At 58.4% G+C, this 17,564-nt stretch carries 13 protein-coding genes; 6 read left to right on the top strand and 7 right to left on the bottom strand.

Features of this window, described 5'->3' with window-relative positions; genetic code table 11:
- Positions 1-19: 19 nt before the first annotated feature.
- Positions 20-196 carry a hypothetical protein gene (locus ACP7B0_RS03950; RefSeq protein ID WP_426139598.1) on the bottom strand — a complete coding sequence of 59 codons (177 nt, stop codon included), beginning with the start codon at positions 194-196 and terminating at the stop codon, positions 20-22.
- Between the two features lie 316 nt (positions 197-512).
- Between ACP7B0_RS03950 and ACP7B0_RS03945 the strand changes: the two genes are divergently transcribed.
- Genes ACP7B0_RS03945 through glgB form a run of 3 tightly spaced genes read left to right on the top strand, consistent with a single transcriptional unit; the run spans position 513 to position 8,108 of the window.
- Positions 513-2,546 carry an alpha-1,4-glucan--maltose-1-phosphate maltosyltransferase gene (locus tag ACP7B0_RS03945; RefSeq protein WP_426139597.1) on the top strand — a complete coding sequence of 678 codons (2,034 nt, stop codon included), beginning with the start codon at positions 513-515 and terminating at the stop codon, positions 2,544-2,546.
- Between the two features lie 13 nt (positions 2,547-2,559).
- Positions 2,560-5,883, top strand: a complete 3,324-nt coding sequence (gene treS, locus ACP7B0_RS03940) for a maltose alpha-D-glucosyltransferase (protein ID WP_426139596.1) — start codon at positions 2,560-2,562, stop codon at positions 5,881-5,883.
- The gene (gene glgB, locus ACP7B0_RS03935) at positions 5,883-8,108 is read left to right on the top strand and encodes a 1,4-alpha-glucan branching protein GlgB (protein ID WP_426139595.1); all 2,226 of its coding nucleotides are present in this window, start codon (positions 5,883-5,885) and stop codon (positions 8,106-8,108) included. Before treS ends, glgB begins: the two co-directional genes overlap by 1 nt.
- 62 nt (positions 8,109-8,170) lie before the next feature.
- Here the strand turns inward: glgB and ACP7B0_RS03930 are convergent, their stop codons facing one another.
- The 4 genes from ACP7B0_RS03930 to ACP7B0_RS03915 all read right to left on the bottom strand — a co-directional run bounded on the left by ACP7B0_RS03930 (position 8,171) and on the right by ACP7B0_RS03915 (position 15,016).
- Positions 8,171-10,759: an autotransporter outer membrane beta-barrel domain-containing protein gene (locus ACP7B0_RS03930; protein ID WP_426140063.1), complete on the bottom strand. Its 2,589-nt coding sequence runs from the start codon at positions 10,757-10,759 to the stop codon at positions 8,171-8,173.
- Between the two features lie 235 nt (positions 10,760-10,994).
- A complete protein-coding gene (locus ACP7B0_RS03925; RefSeq protein WP_426139594.1) occupies positions 10,995-11,774 on the bottom strand; it encodes an endonuclease/exonuclease/phosphatase family protein in 780 nt (259 codons plus the stop codon).
- A gap of 105 nt (positions 11,775-11,879) precedes the next feature.
- On the bottom strand, positions 11,880-13,079 hold the full coding sequence (locus ACP7B0_RS03920; RefSeq protein WP_426139592.1) for an MFS transporter: 1,200 nt from the start codon (positions 13,077-13,079) through the stop codon (positions 11,880-11,882).
- A 347-nt stretch (positions 13,080-13,426) separates the two neighbouring features.
- On the bottom strand, positions 13,427-15,016 hold the full coding sequence (locus ACP7B0_RS03915) for an ABC-F family ATPase (protein ID WP_426139591.1): 1,590 nt from the start codon (positions 15,014-15,016) through the stop codon (positions 13,427-13,429).
- 338 nt (positions 15,017-15,354) lie between these two features.
- Here ACP7B0_RS03915 and ACP7B0_RS03910 point away from each other — a divergent pair, with 338 nt between their 5' ends.
- The 3 genes from ACP7B0_RS03910 (at position 15,355) to ACP7B0_RS03900 (ending at position 16,458) form a co-directional block, all read left to right on the top strand.
- Complete coding sequence (locus tag ACP7B0_RS03910) at positions 15,355-15,495, top strand: hypothetical protein (protein WP_426139590.1); 141 nt, start codon at positions 15,355-15,357, stop codon at positions 15,493-15,495.
- 92 nt (positions 15,496-15,587) lie between these two features.
- The gene (locus tag ACP7B0_RS03905; protein WP_426139589.1) at positions 15,588-16,031 is read left to right on the top strand and encodes a hemerythrin domain-containing protein; all 444 of its coding nucleotides are present in this window, start codon (positions 15,588-15,590) and stop codon (positions 16,029-16,031) included.
- An 82-nt stretch (positions 16,032-16,113) separates the two neighbouring features.
- A complete protein-coding gene (locus tag ACP7B0_RS03900; protein ID WP_426139588.1) occupies positions 16,114-16,458 on the top strand; it encodes a 2-oxoacid ferredoxin oxidoreductase in 345 nt (114 codons plus the stop codon).
- A 61-nt stretch (positions 16,459-16,519) separates the two neighbouring features.
- On the opposite strand, the gene ACP7B0_RS03895 is transcribed toward ACP7B0_RS03900, so the two are convergent.
- Together ACP7B0_RS03895 and ACP7B0_RS03890 are read right to left on the bottom strand one after the other, a co-directional pair.
- Positions 16,520-16,855 (bottom strand): hypothetical protein, encoded by a 336-nt coding sequence (locus tag ACP7B0_RS03895; protein ID WP_426139587.1) that lies wholly within the window; start codon positions 16,853-16,855, stop codon positions 16,520-16,522.
- Positions 16,856-16,971: 116 nt separating this feature from the next.
- Entirely contained in the window at positions 16,972-17,301 is a 330-nt protein-coding gene (locus ACP7B0_RS03890; protein ID WP_426139586.1) for a DUF6388 family protein, read from the bottom strand.
- Positions 17,302-17,564: the final 263 nt, after the last annotated feature.

Here is a 17,564-nt window from a genome sequence, read left to right as displayed (position 1 = left end):
CGCCCCGTTTATAGCAACGTCACTCAGGGAAATCCTCCCCCAGGATCGCCGGTGGCTCTTCTGCCGGCGGATCTCCCATCGGCTTCGGGGTTACCGGTGGCACCGGGGACGGTGGGTCCTGCTCGGGCGTTGGCACGGGCAATGCAGGGTCGTCGATCATCGGGTCGGGCGTTTCTGGCGGAATTGGAATGCTCATGGCTTTACCTCTGCTGGATGGCGTTGGTCTTGATTTTCGAGCTCATGCGTTTGGACAACCTGACTTCGCAAATGACTCCTTCATTTAAGGCAGCCAGCGTCTACGCTGGTAAGCGCCGGTGTTCAGTCCACTTGAAAGCTCTTTGAACTTTTACCCTGCCACACCGCTCGGAAACTAAGCGACCGGATCACACGAGTCATTATGGAATTGCTCCGGTTGCTCAAATTTTCGACCTGCAGCCTGTTTCAGGCTGTTCGCAACCTTTATTGCATGGATTCGCACAGGAGCGTCCCTGGGGCGTGAGGAGTGATGCTCGATGAATGTGACTGCTGATCAGCCATTTGGTCCGGATTCCCTGGCCACCGATATTCAACACCCGGCTCGACCGATAACCCTAACCCACGCGCTGCAACTGCCCCGCATCGTGATTGAAAACACGACGCCGGTGATAGAGGGCGGGCTGTTTGCCGCCAAGGCAATTGTGGGGCAGCCAGTCGCTGTTACCAGCAAAGTATTCGCTGACGGGCACGACAAGCTGGCCGTGAAGATACGCTGGCGCGCTGCGGACGAAGCTCATTGGCACACCGCACCCATGCGTGAGCTGGTCAATGACAGCTGGGTGGGCGAGTTCACCCCGACCTCTGTCAATCGCTATGTGTTCCGTCTCGAGGCCTGGATCGACCAGTTCGCCAGCTACCGTTACGAGCTTGAGAAGAAGTTCAGCGCAGGCGTTTCCATCGAGCTGGAATTGACCGAAGGGCGCATTCATCTGGAACACGCCGCCGAGCGCAGCAGTGGGGAATTGAAGCAACAGATCCAGACGGCTCTGGGTGAGCTGGAGAAGGCTCAGGCCGAGGAAAAGGTTGCGTTGCTGCTGCACAGTGAAACCGCCGCCCTGATGAGTCAGGCGGATAACCATGCCTTCCTGAGCCATAGCGCCGAATTCCCGCTGGATGTGGAGCGTGAGCTGGCGCAGTTCGCCAGTTGGTATGAGCTGTTTCCCCGCTCGGTCACTGATGACCCGGCGCGTCACGGCACCTTCAACGACGTCCATTCTCGCCTGCCTGTCATCCGTGACATGGGCTTTGACGTGCTGTACTTCCCGCCCATTCACCCCATTGGCCGCTCGCACCGCAAAGGTCCGAACAACTCGTTGATCGCAGGTCCGGAAGACCCTGGCAGCCCTTATGCCATCGGGAGCGAGGAGGGTGGTCACGATGCCATTCACCCGCAGTTGGGCACTCGCGAAGACTTCCGTAAGCTGGTTGCCGCTGCCGCCGAACATGGTCTGGAGATCGCCCTGGACTTCGCGATCCAGTGTTCCCAGGATCACCCGTGGCTCAAGCAGCATCCAGGCTGGTTCACGTGGCGTCCGGACGGCACGATCCGTTATGCGGAGAACCCGCCGAAAAAGTATCAGGATATCGTCAACGTCGATTTCTATGCGCCGGACGCCATTCCGAGCCTGTGGCTGGAGCTGCGGGACGTGGTGCTGGGTTGGGTCAAGGAAGGGGTGAAGATTTTCCGTGTGGACAACCCGCACACCAAACCGCTGCCGTTCTGGCAATGGATGATCGCGGATATTCGCAGTCAGCATCCCGAAGTGATGTTCCTGGCAGAAGCGTTCACCAAGCCCGCCATGATGGCGCGACTGGGCAAGGTCGGGTATTCCCAAAGCTACACCTATTTCACGTGGCGCAACACCAAGGCCGAGCTGTCCGAGTATCTGACGCAGCTCAACGAGTCGCCATGGCGCGAGTGCTACCGTCCGAACTTCTTCGTCAACACGCCGGATATCAACCCGCCGTTTTTGCACGAATCGGGCCGTGCCGGCTTCTTGATTCGTGCTGCGCTGGCGACCATGGGTTCCGGCTTGTGGGGTATGTATTCCGGTTTCGAGCTTTGCGAAGCCGCGCCGGTGCCGGGCAAGGAAGAGTATCTGGATTCGGAGAAATACCAGTTGCGGCCCCGTGATTACACGGCGCCGGGCAATATCATTCCGGAAATCGCCCAGCTCAACCGCATCCGTCGCCAGAACCCCGCCCTACATACTCACCTGGGCCTGAAGATTTACAACGTCTGGAACGACAACATCCTGTACTTCGGCAAGCGCAGCGCCGATGGCAGCAACTTCATCCTGGTCGCCGTCAACCTCGATCCGTTCAATGTTCAGGAAGGGCAGTTCGAATTGCCGCTGTGGGAGATGGGCTTGCCCGACGACGCGGTGACTTCCGGTGAAGATTTGATGACCGGACATCGCTGGACCTGGCACGGGAAAACCCAGTTCACGCGGCTTGATCCTTCCCATCAGCCTTTCGGCATCTGGCGTATCCAGTTCACGAATCAGTAGCAGGGAAAGACCTATGGCGAAGAAACCCAGGAGCGCGGCGTTTATCAATGACCCGCTCTGGTACAAAGACGCGGTGATCTACCAGGTCCACGTGAAGTCCTTTTTCGATTCCAACAATGACGGGATCGGCGACTTTCCCGGCTTGATCGCCAAGCTTGATTACATTGCCGAGCTTGGGGTCAACACGATCTGGTTATTGCCGTTCTACCCGTCGCCGCGTCGCGATGACGGTTATGACATTGCTGACTACCGTGGTGTGCACAGCGACTACGGCACCATGGCCGATGCCAAGAAATTCATTGCCGAGGCCCATAAGCGTGGGCTGCGGGTGATCACCGAACTGGTCATCAACCACACCTCCGACCAGCATCCGTGGTTCCAGAAAGCACGCAAGGCTAAACCCGGCTCCAAGGCGCGGGACTTCTATGTCTGGTCCGACAGCGATCAGAAATACGACGGCACGCGGATCATCTTTCTGGACACCGAAAAGTCCAACTGGACATGGGACTCGGTCGCCGGCCAATACTTCTGGCACCGTTTCTACTCCCACCAGCCGGACCTGAATTTTGACAATCCGGCGGTCATGGAAGCGGTCCTGGAAGTGATGCGTTATTGGTTGGACATGGGCATTGATGGCCTGCGTCTGGACGCGATTCCTTACCTGATCGAACGCGACGGCACCAATAACGAAAACCTGCCGGAGACTCATTCGGTTCTGAAGAAAATCCGGGCCGAGATCGACGCCAACTACCCAGACCGGATGTTGCTGGCAGAGGCCAATCAATGGCCGGAAGACACGCAATTGTATTTCGGGGAAACCAAAGGCAACGATGGCGACGAATGCCATATGGCCTTTCACTTCCCGTTGATGCCTCGCATGTACATGGCGCTGGCTCAGGAGGATCGCTTCCCGATCACCGACATTCTGCGCCAGACCCCAGAGATCCCCGCCAATTGTCAGTGGGCGATTTTCCTGCGCAACCATGACGAATTGACGCTGGAAATGGTGACCGATCGCGAGCGCGATTACCTGTGGAACTACTACGCCGCTGACCGTCGTGCGCGTATCAATCTGGGTATTCGTCGTCGTCTTGCTCCCTTGGTTGAGCGCGACCGGCGTCGTGTGGAATTGCTCAACAGTATGCTGTTGTCGATGCCGGGTACGCCCACCTTGTATTACGGCGATGAAATCGGCATGGGTGACAACATTTATCTCGGTGACCGGGACGGTGTGCGCACGCCGATGCAGTGGTCCATCGACCGCAACGGTGGCTTCTCCCGCGCCGACCCGGCAAGCCTGGTACTGCCGCCGATCATGGACCCGTTGTACGGTTATCTGTCGGTCAACGTCGAAACCCAGAACAACGACAAGCATTCCCTGCTGAACTGGAATCGGCGCATGCTGGCCGTGCGCAAGCAGCAAAAGGCCTTCGGCCGCGGTACGTTGAAAATGCTGTCGCCGAGCAATCGACGCATTCTGGCTTACATTCGCGAATACACCGGCCCCGATGGCAAGAACGAAATCATCCTGTGCGTGGCCAACGTCTCCAGTGCATCACAAGCGGCAGAGTTGGAGTTGTCCAATTACGCCGGCACCGTGCCGGTCGAGATGCTGGGCGGCAGTGCATTTCCGCCTATTGGCCAGCTCAATTATTTACTGACTTTGCCGCCCTATGGTTTCTACTGGTTCTTGTTGGCATCGGAAAACCAGATGCCGAGCTGGCACATAGAGCCTGCGCAGAGCATTCCGGACTTCCCGACCATGGTTCTGAAAAAACGTCTCGAAGAACTGCTCGACGAACCGTTGCGCAGCACGCTGGAAAAAAATTCGCTGGCCCACTATCTGCCGAAGCGTCGTTGGTTTGCGGCCAAGGACAAAGCCATCGACAAGGTTCACATCGCTTATGCGGTGCGCTTTGGCGACGCGGCTCATCCCGTGTTGCTCAGCGAAATCGAAGTCACGGCGGGCGACCATCAAGGCCGCTACCAGTTGCCGTTTGGCCTGCTGGCCGAAGACGACATCAGCAGTGCCTTGCCTCAACAGCTGGCCCTGGCTCGGGTTCGTCGTGGACGGCAGGTGGGTCTGATCACCGATGCCTTCACCCTTGAAACCTTTATTCGCGCCGTTATTCACGGCATGCAGTCTGAAACAGTGCTGCCCAGCGATGACGGCGAGCTGCGTTTCGAGCGCACGGCGCTGCTTGAGCCGTTGGGCCTTGGCAGTGATTCAGAAGTGCGTTACCTCTCTGCCGAGCAATCCAACAGCTCAGTGGTGGTGGGCAGTTGCCTGGTGCTCAAGATGATTCGTAAGGTCACGGCGGGCGTGCACCCGGAACTTGAGATGGGCGCGTACCTGACCAACGCGGGCTACAAACACATATCACCGCTGCTCGGCTCGGTGGTGAGGGTCGGCAAGGACGGCGAACCCAACCTGCTGATGATTGCCCAGGGTTATCTGAGCAATCAGGGCGATGCATGGGAATGGACGCAGAACAACCTGGAACGTGCCGTGCGCGATGAGATGGCCCACGGCGTATCCGGGCAGGAGCAACATTACAACGCATTGCTGGAACTGGCCGATTTCTCCCGCAGCCTGGGTCAGCGCCTTGGAGAAATGCACCAGGTGCTGGCGGCCAAGACGGATAACCCGGACTTCGCCGCTGAAATCACCTCGGTCAAGGAAAGCCAGGCCTCTGGCAAAAGCGTGGCCGCGCAAATCGAGCGTGCGCTGGGGTATCTGGACCAGCAAAAATCGCACCTTGAACCCGCCGATCAAAAGCTGGTGGCGGACCTGCTGGCCAAGCGCAAGGACATCATCAATCACGTACAAACGCTGGCCAAACGTTCGGTGGGTGGCTTGCGTATCCGGGTGCATGGCGACTTGCACCTTGGACAGATCCTGGTGGTCAAGGGCGATGCCTATCTGATCGACTTCGAAGGTGAACCTGCCCGCGCCATGCACGAACGGCGCGCCAAGCACAGCCCGTATAAAGATGTCAGTGGCGTGCTGCGCTCCTTTGATTACGCCGCCGCGATGGCCGTGCGCAGTGCGCAAAGTGTCGATACCTCCCCGGAGGCTGGCGCTGCACGCCGTCGTGTCGCCGAGACGTATCTGAGTCAGGCCCGTGAAGCATTCATCACAGGCTATCGCTCGACGACCACTGAACTGGCCCATGCGTGGAAAGACGCCAAGGGTGAAAGTGCTGCGCTTGAGCTCTTCACCCTTGAAAAAACCGCTTATGAAGTAGTCTACGAAGCCGAAAACCGCCCGACCTGGTTGTCGGTGCCATTGCAAGGCTTGCGTGGGCTGCTGAACCTGTCTGATGGAGAGTCATAATGAATGCGCCTGATAAAGTTGGCGCGGGTACGCCGTTGATGCCCGCAGCCGATGACATGGATGCACTGATCCGTGCCGAACACCGCGACCCGTTTTCCGTACTCGGCCCTCATGACGATGGTGCCGGTGGCCAGATCATTCGTGCGTTTCTGCCGGATGCCTTGAGCGTCACCGTATTGTCCCGAGAGGGTGAGCGTGAGCTGGGTCGGCTGGAAATGAGCGACGTGCCGGGTTTTTTCGTCGGCCACTTCTCAGAAGCTCAGCCCTACCTGTTGAAAGTCAGCTGGGCGGGTGGCGAGCAGATCACCGAAGACCCTTACAGCTTCGGCCCGCTGCTGGGTGAAATGGACTTGTACCTGTTCGCCGAGGGCAATCACCGGGACCTGAGCAGTTGCCTGGGAGCGCAGGTCATGAACGTCGATGGCGTGGATGGCGTGCGTTTCTCTGTCTGGGCACCCAATGCGCGCCGTGTTTCGGTGGTGGGCGGGTTCAACAACTGGGACGGCCGCCGTCATCCGATGCGTTTGCGTCATCCCACTGGCGTGTGGGAAGTGTTCGTCCCGCGCCTCAAGCCCGGCGAAGTCTACAAGTACGAGATTCTGGGCGCTCATGGCATCCTGCCGCTCAAGGCCGACCCCATGGCGCTGGCCACCACGATGCCACCCGACACCGCTTCGAAAGTCGCTGCGCCCTTGCAGTTTGACTGGAAGGACGATGCGTGGCTGGCATCGCGAGCTGACCGGCATGCGGTCAATGCGCCGTTGTCCATCTACGAGTTGCATGCCGGTTCCTGGCAGAAGGAACAGAACGAAGAAGGCGAGTGGCGCCAGTACACCTGGCATGAGCTGGGCGAGCGGCTGATCCCCTACATCAAGGAGCTGGGTTTTACCCATATCGAGCTGATGCCGATCATGGAGCATCCCTTCGGCGGCTCATGGGGTTATCAATTGCTGGCGCAATTTGCGCCCACCGCGCGCTACGGTTCGCCGGAGGATTTCGCGGCGTTCGTCAATGCCTGTCACGAAGCGGAAATCGGCGTGATTCTTGACTGGGTGCCTGCGCATTTCCCCACCGATACCCACGGTCTGGCGCAATTCGACGGCACGGCGCTGTATGAATACGCCAACCCGCAGGAAGGCTTCCACCAGGATTGGGACACACTGATCTACAACCTGGGTCGTACCGAAGTGCATGGTTTCATGTTGGCTTCCGGCCTTCATTGGCTCAAGCATTTCCACGTGGATGGTCTGCGCGTGGACGCGGTCGCTTCGATGCTGTATCGCGATTATTCCCGCAAGGCCGGGGAGTGGGTGCCCAACCGTCACGGCGGCCGGGAGAATCTGGAAGCCATCGACTTCCTGCGTCACCTCAACGACGTGGTGAATCTGGAAGTGCCGGGCGCTCTGGTGATTGCCGAGGAGTCTACCTCCTGGCCCGGCGTAAGTCAGGGGACAGAGCAGGGTGGCCTGGGGTTCTCCTATAAGTGGAACATGGGCTGGATGCACGACACCCTCCACTACATGGAGCAGGACCCCATTCACCGCGCCCACCACCATGGCGAGCTGAGTTTCGGCCTGATTTATGCCTGGTCGGAAAAATTCATCCTGCCGATTTCCCACGACGAAGTGGTGCACGGCAAGCATTCCCTGATCGACAAGATGCCGGGTGATCGTTGGCAGAAATTTGCCAATTTGCGGGCGTACCTGACGTTCATGTGGACTCATCCGGGCAAGAAATTGCTGTTCATGGGCTGCGAGTTCGGCCAGTGGCGCGAGTGGAACCATGACGAGCAACTGGACTGGTACCTGCTGCAATATGCTGAGCACATTGGTGTGAAGACGCTGGTCAGCGATCTGAACCGCCTTTACCGCGAGGAGAAAGCGCTTCACGAATGCGACACCAAGCCATCCGGCTTCCAGTGGCTGATCGGCGATGATAAAGAAAACAGCGTCTACGCCTGGCTGCGGTTTAGTCAGGAAGGGGAACCGTTGTTGGTGGTTGCCAACCTCACGCCGGTGCCGCGAGTGAACTATCGCGTGGGTGTACCGTTTGCGGGCAAGTGGAGCGAGCTGCTCAACAGTGATGCCGAAACCTATGCCGGTTCCAATTTCGGCAATGGTGGTGCGGTGCAGGCCCAGGACAACCCATGCCATGGCATGTCGTTCTCGCTGGAGCTGAACCTGCCGCCGTTGGCGGTGTTGATACTCAAACCGTACACCGAGTAGGCAAACGATAACGCGGCGCTCCAGGCGAGCGCTGCGTTTTCATCCCTGATGTGCAGGTCTCATCACCAAGAGATCCTCAGCCCCATATTGCCTTTCAGGCCATCCAGATCGTTGTCGTCAACGTTGCTGCTGTAATCGGCGCTGACGTACAGACTCACCTCCCGCGACACTTTCATCACCAGACCCGCCCCCAGATCCAGTGCGGTGGATTCGTGTTGGGTCTTGATCCTGTCCGCATGATCGAACGTCACCGTGTCCGACCCGCCGAAAGTGTGCCAAAGATTGCTGCGCACGTAAGGTTCCACGGGCATGCCTTTGACCGAGTACCGACCTTTCAGGCGTGCACCCACGCGGCCTGTGGTTTGAGACTGCGAGTCAAACGACACGTGGGAAATCCCGTCATGCTGGCTGTCCAGATCAATGTGCTGGTTGATCACCTGCACCTGGGGTTCGACGACCCACTTCGATGACACCTGCATCGGGTAGCCCGCTTCGATGGACAGGCTCAATGCGTGCCCGTCTGTGTCGATGCGAACGCCGCGATCCGAGCGGCTGTAACCGTCCAGGCGTGTGCCCATGGCCACTGCGTCGACGTACCCTCCCTGAGGGTCGATCAGTGTCCAGTACAAGCCCAGGCTGTCGCCTTCAAGCTTGACTTTACCGGTGCGCCTGTCCTTGAAGCCGCCGGAAAAACCGTCCACATGCCCGTCCAGCCGACTGTGTCCGACCAAAAAACCGGTTCGCTGGGATCGCCCGTTTTCGGTTCTGGACGCATAGAGGTCGTGGCCGACCTGATAGCCCTTGAGCGAAGCGTCGAGGCTTGGTTCAACGGTGCCGGACCAACTGCGTCTGAAATCGCTGCCGAACGCCCGTGCCCAGCCCGCGGGCACCGGCCCCTTTTCACTCAGCAGGCTTTGTTCGCCCTGCCGATCGTGAAAGGTGCCCAGTGACATCAAGGTCAGCAGGGCTGCGGCGGGAGGTACTACGGCATAGTTGGGAACCTCCATGCGATAGAGGGGAATCGGCGCGGCGCCTCGCACCGGTGCTGGCAGCGGCGGGGTGCCGATGGCGGCGACCGGGGCAGTGGCTGCCGGCTGGATGGGCGCCGGTGGTTCAGGCGCGGGGGGCGCAGGTGTTCCGGGAGGGATGGGTTGTTCGGGTGTTCCGGGCGGAATCGGCTGCTCAGGTGTATCCGGCGGAACAGCCTCTGCCAGCGGTTGAGAAAGCACGGTCGAGCGCAAGAACCAACTGTTTTCCGACCCGGCCGTGGCGCCACCTTTGAACAGGTAGTAATCGTAAGCGCCCACTGACAAAGCGGTGCCTAGGGTAAAAGCGCCGTTGTCGCTGGTTGCTCCTTCGCTGGCCTGCACCACCTGAATGCCGTTTTGCCGGGTCACGGCGCCAAGTCCACCCAGGTTGCTGACGTTGATCTGCGTCGCTCCGCTGATTGTCCCTTGAGCGACCACCAGCTTGTCGCTGGGGGACGTATCGTCGCCCAACACCGATTGCAGCAGTAACTTGCCATTGTTGCCGATGTAGTTGCCGCGCACGGTCAAGGTGTCGGTGGCCTCACCACTGCCAGTCGCCATATTCAGGGTTCCGGCGTTGTTCAGGGTTGCCAGTTGACCCGTCGTGAACGGTCGGACGATGCCGGATGTGGAGGAGAGAATGCTGCTTGAGTCAACGTTGAGATTACCCGTACCACTGAGGCTGTCGCCCAGCACCAGTTCCCCCGCCAGATCCATGTGCGAGGCATTATTGAGAGTGACGGTTTCCCAGTGGGCATAGCGGCCCGGCGCGGCAGTTGTCGTATCCTCGAACGTCAGGGTGTCAGTTCCCTCGCCGCCGTTCAGCAAAGGGTTAGCGCCAAGAAAGGTTTCGTCGAGCTGAGAGATCGTGGCCGTATCATTTCCATCGGCCATCAACACCTGGCCGCGTATCAGGCCACCCTCACGCCAGGTGAATATATCGTTGCCGAAACTGGCGCGTATCTCACCGCGTACCTCGCCACCACTGACGGTAATGCGATCGTCGCCACCGCTCACGCTGATAGCGCCACCTATCGTGCCGCCGGAAACGATGATGGTGTCCTTGCCGAACCCTGTTACCAGATTGCCAACGATGGTGCCCCCGGACATATCGAAAAGGTTGTCGTCCAGTTTCATGTCCACCCGTCCAATCGTCCCGCCGGTCATGACCGCGCTGTCGCCATCTTCAAAGGCGTTGCTGATGGTGCCGCCGCTCATCAGGAACGTGTCGAGCCCATCGCCTTGCGCCAGGGAGCGCAAGATGCCACCGGACATCACGAAGTCGTCCCGGCCCGAGCCTTGTGTGAGGTTTCCTGTAATCGTCCCGGCGGTCATGTTAAAGGTGTCGATTCCGTCACCCTGTATGACATTCCCTGTGATGGAGCCGGAGTACATTTCGACTCGGTCATTGCCCGGCCCGAATGTGACATCTCCGACCACCGAGCCGGTACCGCCCGCGGGGAAGATAAGCGTGTTATCGCCGGCAGATTTGGTCAGCGGTCCACTGATGCCGCTGTCGCAGGTCTGCACTGGCTGAGTGATAGTAGTGGCGAGGTCGCAGGCCGCTCTGGCCTGATTCCAGAGTACGAATACCGCGACAGGCAGGACCGCCAGCCGCCACAGGCAGGGCTTTGCACGGGGGTGCTTCATGATGGTTACTCTCCCTGAGTAGCGTAGTCAGGGAGGCGGTCAGCTATTGCCTGTAGGCCACGCTATCCGCGCTTCGCTCAATGGTAGCGAATGTGCGGTTTTTCCATATTGGGTAACAGGTTGCACACTTCAGTGAAGAAGCGTTCTGGATAGCCGTCAAGTAATTGACCGACAAGTGGCTCTCAGATCCTTGTCAGCTTCCGGAATGTCAAAGATGCACTTCGACCGTCAGCGGGAGATGATCCGACAGATGTGTCCAGGGCTTGTTGCCCAGAATCTTCGGGGAGTGGCTGCTGGCATTGCGCAGGTATACCCGATCAAGCCGCAGCAACGGGAACCGTGCGGGGTAGGTCTTGGCCAGCAGCCCGTGATGGCGTTCGAACACTTCATGCAGGTAGTCACAGCGTGCAAGGGTGGCATTGCCACGCAGTTGCCAGTCGTTGAAATCCCCGGCGATGATGACCGGTGCGTGGCTGGGCAGGGAATCGAGCAGCTTGCGCAACAGTTCCAGCTGCAGTTGTCGATGGCTTTCCAACAGACTCAAATGCACACAGATTGCGTGCACTTCATCGTGGCCGGGGACCTGCAGGACACAATGCAGAAGACCGCGACGCTCAGGACCGGTAATGGAAATATCCAGATTGCGGTGGCTGAGAATCGGGTATTTAGAGAGTAGGGCGTTGCCGTGATGACCGTCGGGATACACCGCATTTCGGCCATAGGCAAAGTCGGTCCACATGCTGTCGGCCAGGAACTCATAGTGTGACGTCACGGGCCAGTCATCGTGGCGCGATGCATGGCCGTCATGGTTGCCCAACACTTCCTGCAGGAACACCAGGTCCGCGCCAGTGCTGCGCACGGCTTCGCGTAATTCAGGGAGGATGAAGCGTCGATTGAACGCGGTGAATCCCTTGTGGGTATTGACGGTCAGTACGCGCAGCTTGTGAACATCCGGGCTGTTGCTCATGTCCACAGCATTGCCATTCATACCAGCTGGATCGTGGGCCACACGAATGCTCCTAACTACGGCCAATGTATGGATGGGACTGATGCCCGTCGGCGCAGTTCATCTTTTTTGGTGCCTGATGTGCGCTCATGTTCGCGGGCGCCGCGACAACATGACGGTGAGCATCAGACCGCCAGCCGACAGCAGTGATGCGAAGAAAAATATCGAGGCGTAGCCCATGCCCAAGGCGATGGCGCCCATGACCGGCCCGGCAATCGCCAGGGCCAGGTCGAAGAACACGGCATAAGCACTCAAGCCTGCGCTACGACTGGATAGGGGGACCTGTTTGATGGCTTCGACGCCCAGGGCCGGGTAGACCAGAGATAACCCAAACCCCGTCAGGCCAGCGCCCGCCAATGCGAAGCCGGTGCTGGGCGAAACCCATAACAGGATCAGGCCAAGTGTTTCCACCCCCATGCACACGATGGCAGACGTGAATCCGCCCAGGCGGTTGATAGCGCCGATGAATAGCAGGCGGGCCAGAATGAAGCAGACCCCGAAGACACTCAGGCACCACGCGGCACCCTCCCAGCCACGGCTGGCGTAGAACAGCGTAATGAATGTGGTCAACGTGCCATAGCCGATGGAAGCCAGTGTCAGGCTCAGCCCGTAGGGGGCGATTCGGCCAAACACCGACCAGAAGGGCAAGCGTTCACCCTTGATCACCGGTATCGATGGCTTGTTACGGATGACGATCAGAGCCAGCACCGCCATGGCGGTCAATGCGACGCCCAGACTGAAAAAGCCCAGCTCGCGGGTCATGACATAACCCAGCGGCGCGCCAATCGCTATCGCTCCGTAAGAGGCGATGCCGTTCCAGGAAATCGCCCGGGCCGTATGCTCTGGCCCGACTTTGCCGATGCACCAACTGATACTGCCAACGCCGATCAGTCCCTGGGACACACCGAGGAACAGACGGGCAATGATGACAATGGCCAGACTCAGCAATGGCACGTTTTCCAATAACGTCGCCAGCGAAGTCAGAACGCCGCTGATCGCGATACCGGACATGCCGTAGACGATTGCCAGCTTGGTGCCGAGGGTGTCGCAGACCCGGCCAGCCAACGGGCGGCTGAGTAGCGTGGCCAGGTATTGCGAGCCAATTGTCAGACCTGCGATGACTGCGCTGAATCCCAGTTCATCGTTGACGTAACCGGGCAGCACAGCAATCGGCAAACCGATGCAGAGAAATGCCACGAACGTATAGAAGACGATCGAGACGATCTGTAGTGTGATCGTAATAGAGCTGACTTCGAAGGGCGGCGAGGGCGGTAAGGTTGAGGACATGGGCGCGGTCGCTGGCAGGCGTTGGGAAATGCCGCATCATGGGCCGGGCATTCGGGAAATGAAAGCAGGCTAACGATGGGGCTTATTTTTATTCGGGCGGTATTGCTGTTGATAGTGTGCAGTCATAGGATGACTGATCACAATCATTAAAATAAAGGATGCGTAAACCCCTTCTTCTCGCCGCTGCGATGACGTGCGCGCTCAGCTTTCAAGCGCAGGGCGTAACAATCGTTGGCATCTTGCGGACCGAGGTGCTGAAGCAAACCACTGAATAGCATCCCTTCAGAACGAAAAAGCCCCGTCACAGTGGACGGGGCTTTTGCTTATAAACGTTCTGCTCAATCAAATCAGAACACTACGCCTTGGCTACGCAGGTAGTCGTCATAGGTGCCGCTGAAGTCGATCACGCCGCTTGGGCTCAGCTCGATGATGCGAGTGGCCAGCGATGAAACGAACTCACGGTCGTGACTGACGAAAATCAGCGTGCCCGGGTAGTTCTCCAGCGCCAGGTTCAGCGCCTCGATGGATTCCATGTCCAAGTGGTTGGTTGGCTCATCCATGATCAAGACGTTGGGCTTTTGCAGGATCAGCTTGCCGAACAGCATGCGGCCTTGCTCACCACCGGAAATCACCTTGACCGATTTCAGGATCTCGTCGTTGGAAAACAGCATGCGGCCCAAGGTGCCGCGCACCAGTTGCTCGCCACCTTGAGTCCACTGGCCCATCCAGTCGAACAGGTTGCATTCGTCTTCGAAATCATGAGCATGGTCCTGCGCGTAATAACCCAACTCGGCCGCGTCAGTCCATTTGACCGTACCGGCATCCGGCGTCAGCTCGTTGACCAGCGTGCGCAGCAGCGTGGTTTTGCCGATACCGTTCGGGCCGATGATCGCCACGCGCTCGCCTGCTTCAACGGTAAAGCTGAAATCCTTGAACAACGGCTTGCCATCGAAGCCTTTGGCCATGCGCTCGACGATGACCGCCTGACGGTGAAGCTTTTTGGTCTGCTCGAAGCGGATGAACGGGCTGACACGGCTGGAAGGCTTGACCTCGGCCAGCTGGATCTTGTCGATCTGCTTGGCGCGGGAGGTGGCCTGTTTGGCTTTCGAGGCGTTGGCCGAGAAGCGGCTGACGAACGATTGCAGTTCCGAAATCTGGGCTTTCTTCTTGGCGTTGTCCGAAAGCAGTTGCTCGCGGGACTGAGTCGCCACGGTCATGTATTCGTCGTAGTTGCCCGGGAACAGACGCAGCTCGCCGTAATCCAGGTCGGCCATGTGCGTGCACACGCTGTTCAGGAAGTGACGGTCGTGAGAGATGATGATCATCAGGCTGCTACGCTGGGTCAGGATGTTTTCCAGCCAGCGAATGGTGTTGATGTCCAAGTGGTTGGTCGGTTCGTCGAGCAACAGCACTTCAGGATCGGAAAACAGCGCTTGAGCCAGCAACACCCGCAGCTTCCAGCCCGGCGATACTTCGCTCATGGGGCCGTTGTGCTGCTCGATGCCGATACCCAGGCCCAACAGCAGTTCACCGGCGCGGGATTCGGCGGTGTAGCCGTCCATTTCCGCAAACTCGGTTTCCAGTTCGGCCACGGCCATGCCGTCGTCTTCGGTCATTTCCGGTAGCGAGTAAATGCGGTCGCGCTCGGCCTTGACCTTCCACAGCTCTTCGTGACCCATGATCACGGTGTCGAGTACGGAGAATTCTTCGTAAGCGAACTGGTCCTGGCGCAATTTACCCAGACGCACGTTCGGCTCAAGCATCACCTGCCCACCCGAAGGCTCCAGATCACCGCCGAGGATCTTCATGAAGGTGGACTTGCCGCAGCCGTTGGCGCCGATCAGGCCATAACGGTTACCGGCACCGAACTTGACCGAGACGTTCTCGAACAAGGGCTTGGCGCCGAACTGCATCGTGATGTTTGCTGTGGAAATCAATTACCTTACCTTTCAATAACTTGGGGTTGGCTGAGTACAGCCGAGACCGATTTGATACCCGTTTCCGTCTTTGCTCAGGCCGTTTTCACCTGAGTCTGAGGCCTTTCTTCGGGCCATATCTAACCAGCAATCTGCGACGTATCCGTCGGATTGCTGCAATTGAATGCGGGATTCATGCCGAATTTGGCGCGCATTGTCGCACAGACTCGATGGCAGTTATATGGCGCGCGACAGGTCGCGCAATCAGTGGCGGGGCTGGATGTTCAGCGTCGACTTGAGGAACTACCTGCAAGCGTAAGAGACTCATGCATACCTGCCATTGAAAAAAGGATCCTCTGATGAGCGAGCATAAGAAAGACGCCCCTAAAGAGTCACCCAAAGACGCCCCCAAACCTGACACGCCTGCCCACTCGACACCTGAAGAAAAGGAGCGTCTCAAGGACTTCAACAAGGACGGAATACCACCCGGCGTTTACTGAATCGGTGCGCCGGTGGGTGGAACTGGCGATAACGCGTGGAGGTCTAGTGCATATCGCTTCCACCCTTGGGGAGCCAGTCTGGAGTAGCGCCATTGAATATTTTTGAAGCCTTGCGTGAAAGTCACGAGCGCCAGCGTGGTTACGCAGATAACCTGGTCAAGACCAGCGGTGACAGTCAGGAGCGTGTAGAGGCCTACAAGCTGCTCAAAGCCGAGCTTCAGGCTCACGAGACCGCTGAAGAACGTTTCTTTTATATCCCGTTGATGGCCCATGACAATGGCGTTGACCTGAGTCGTCATGCCATTTCCGAGCATCATGCCATGGACGAGCTGATGGAAGAGCTCGACGAAACAGAGATGTCCAGCCCAAGCTGGCTGGCCACTGCCAAGAAACTTTCCGAGAAAGTACATCACCACTTGAAGGAAGAAGAGCAAAAATTCTTTCAAATGGCGGGCAAGCTTCTGGATGAACAACAGAAGCAATCGCTGGCCGGTCAGTACGTGAAAGAGTACGAAGAGCAATTGGCAGAAGCCTGATAGCCGCCAGCAACGGCCATCGAGTCAGCGGTTGGGCAGCCCTGCACGTGTAGAATCCCTCTTTTTGCCTTCAAGGAATGCCATGAAGCTGTTGATCGGGGCTGTTGCGGCGGTGTTGCTGGTGGGGTGTACTTCGCCAGCGAATCAGGCCAGGGCTGTCGGGCCTTATAAGGTGTATTCCACACAGAAGGTCGCGAACGTTGTGGCTCAGTGCGTGGAATATGCCTGGCAGGATGAAGCCATGGTAGGGCCGGACGCCGAAGCGTTTTTACGTTCGGGCACCGACGTCATTACGGTCTACACCACTGGCGCGGAGTATTTTGTCGACGTGAAACCTCAAGGTGCCGCAACGGTACTCAATTTCTACGCTGCGCCCGACACCATGCCCTCGGATCGACGCGGCGCTGCCTTGGCCACCTGCCTGTAACACACCGCCTTACGCGGACGAAAAAAGCCCGGCTTGATGCCGGGCTTCGCGCAAGTACCTGTCAGCTGTCATCCGACCCGGATGCACCGCCGCCCGTGCCATTAGGGCCGTTTTTCTGCGGGCCGCCAGTCTTGCCAACGCCACTGCCGGTGGAGCCGCCGTCGGCTGACTCACCCGAACCCGTTCCGGTTTCCCGGCCATAGGCGTCGGCATCTTTGCTTGCGCCTGGAGTGCTCGGATGAGAACCGGGCGGCATGGCTGAACCGCTTTGTGTGGCGCCGCCTGTTTCAGGCTTGACAGGTCCGTTGTTGGTCTCGCTTGAGGCCGCGAATGCGGACATGCAGGAAAGGGAAAGCAGGCCGGTCAAGGCAAGGCGAGTCATCGTTGACTTCATCATGGATACGTCTCCTGTTTATGAGCGTTACCTGATATTGGTCAACGTGTCCGCTGCAAGGGTGCCTTCGGTTGCGACGAACGGTCATGGATATTCTGAAGTAAAGAGCAGGGCCGGATTCAGGGCTCGAGGCCGTGCAGTTCACAATATTGCGCCCATTGCATACCGGCCATTTCCGCAACCTCTTTATGCACTTCACGACGTTGGGCGTCGAATGCTTCCGGGGACTCGGCCGTCAGTTGTAACGTCAGTTCCCAGGCGAAAAACCCCAAGCGCTGAGCTTCTTCTTCGAAAGCTTCGTGCAGGCGCTCGTCGCGATACGCCTGCGCTGTGACACCTGCTGCCTGGGCAGCCAGCGGATTGAGGTGATCGAGTTCATCCTGAAGCTGCGGATGCGCTGCGAGAAATCTTGCCAGGGCAATCTGGTGTGGATGTTCGGTTTGAGTCATGCAGGCTCCAAAAAAAGGACAAATAGCAAACGCCGGAAGGGGAATGGCCTGACAACGGGTGAACTGACCGCGTGCGCAGGTGTGGCGCATCGCGCACTCCATTGAGGCGTTGTTATCCGGATGTTGCCAACAGTAGCAAATCAGTTGCCCATGGTATCGGTATCCGTCCGGCTCTTCACGAAGCTATCTCTATGATCGCGATGGAAATTCTTTTCCCGTGCGTAATTCGGGTCGGGGCGTGGCACACTTTCTGCTGTCTATTC

This window comes from Pseudomonas sp. DWP3-1-2, from assembly GCF_049896285.1.
Classification (GTDB): domain Bacteria; phylum Pseudomonadota; class Gammaproteobacteria; order Pseudomonadales; family Pseudomonadaceae; genus Aquipseudomonas.
Note: the sequence above shows the minus strand (reverse complement) of the source record. Positions and strands in the feature narration are given on the sequence as shown.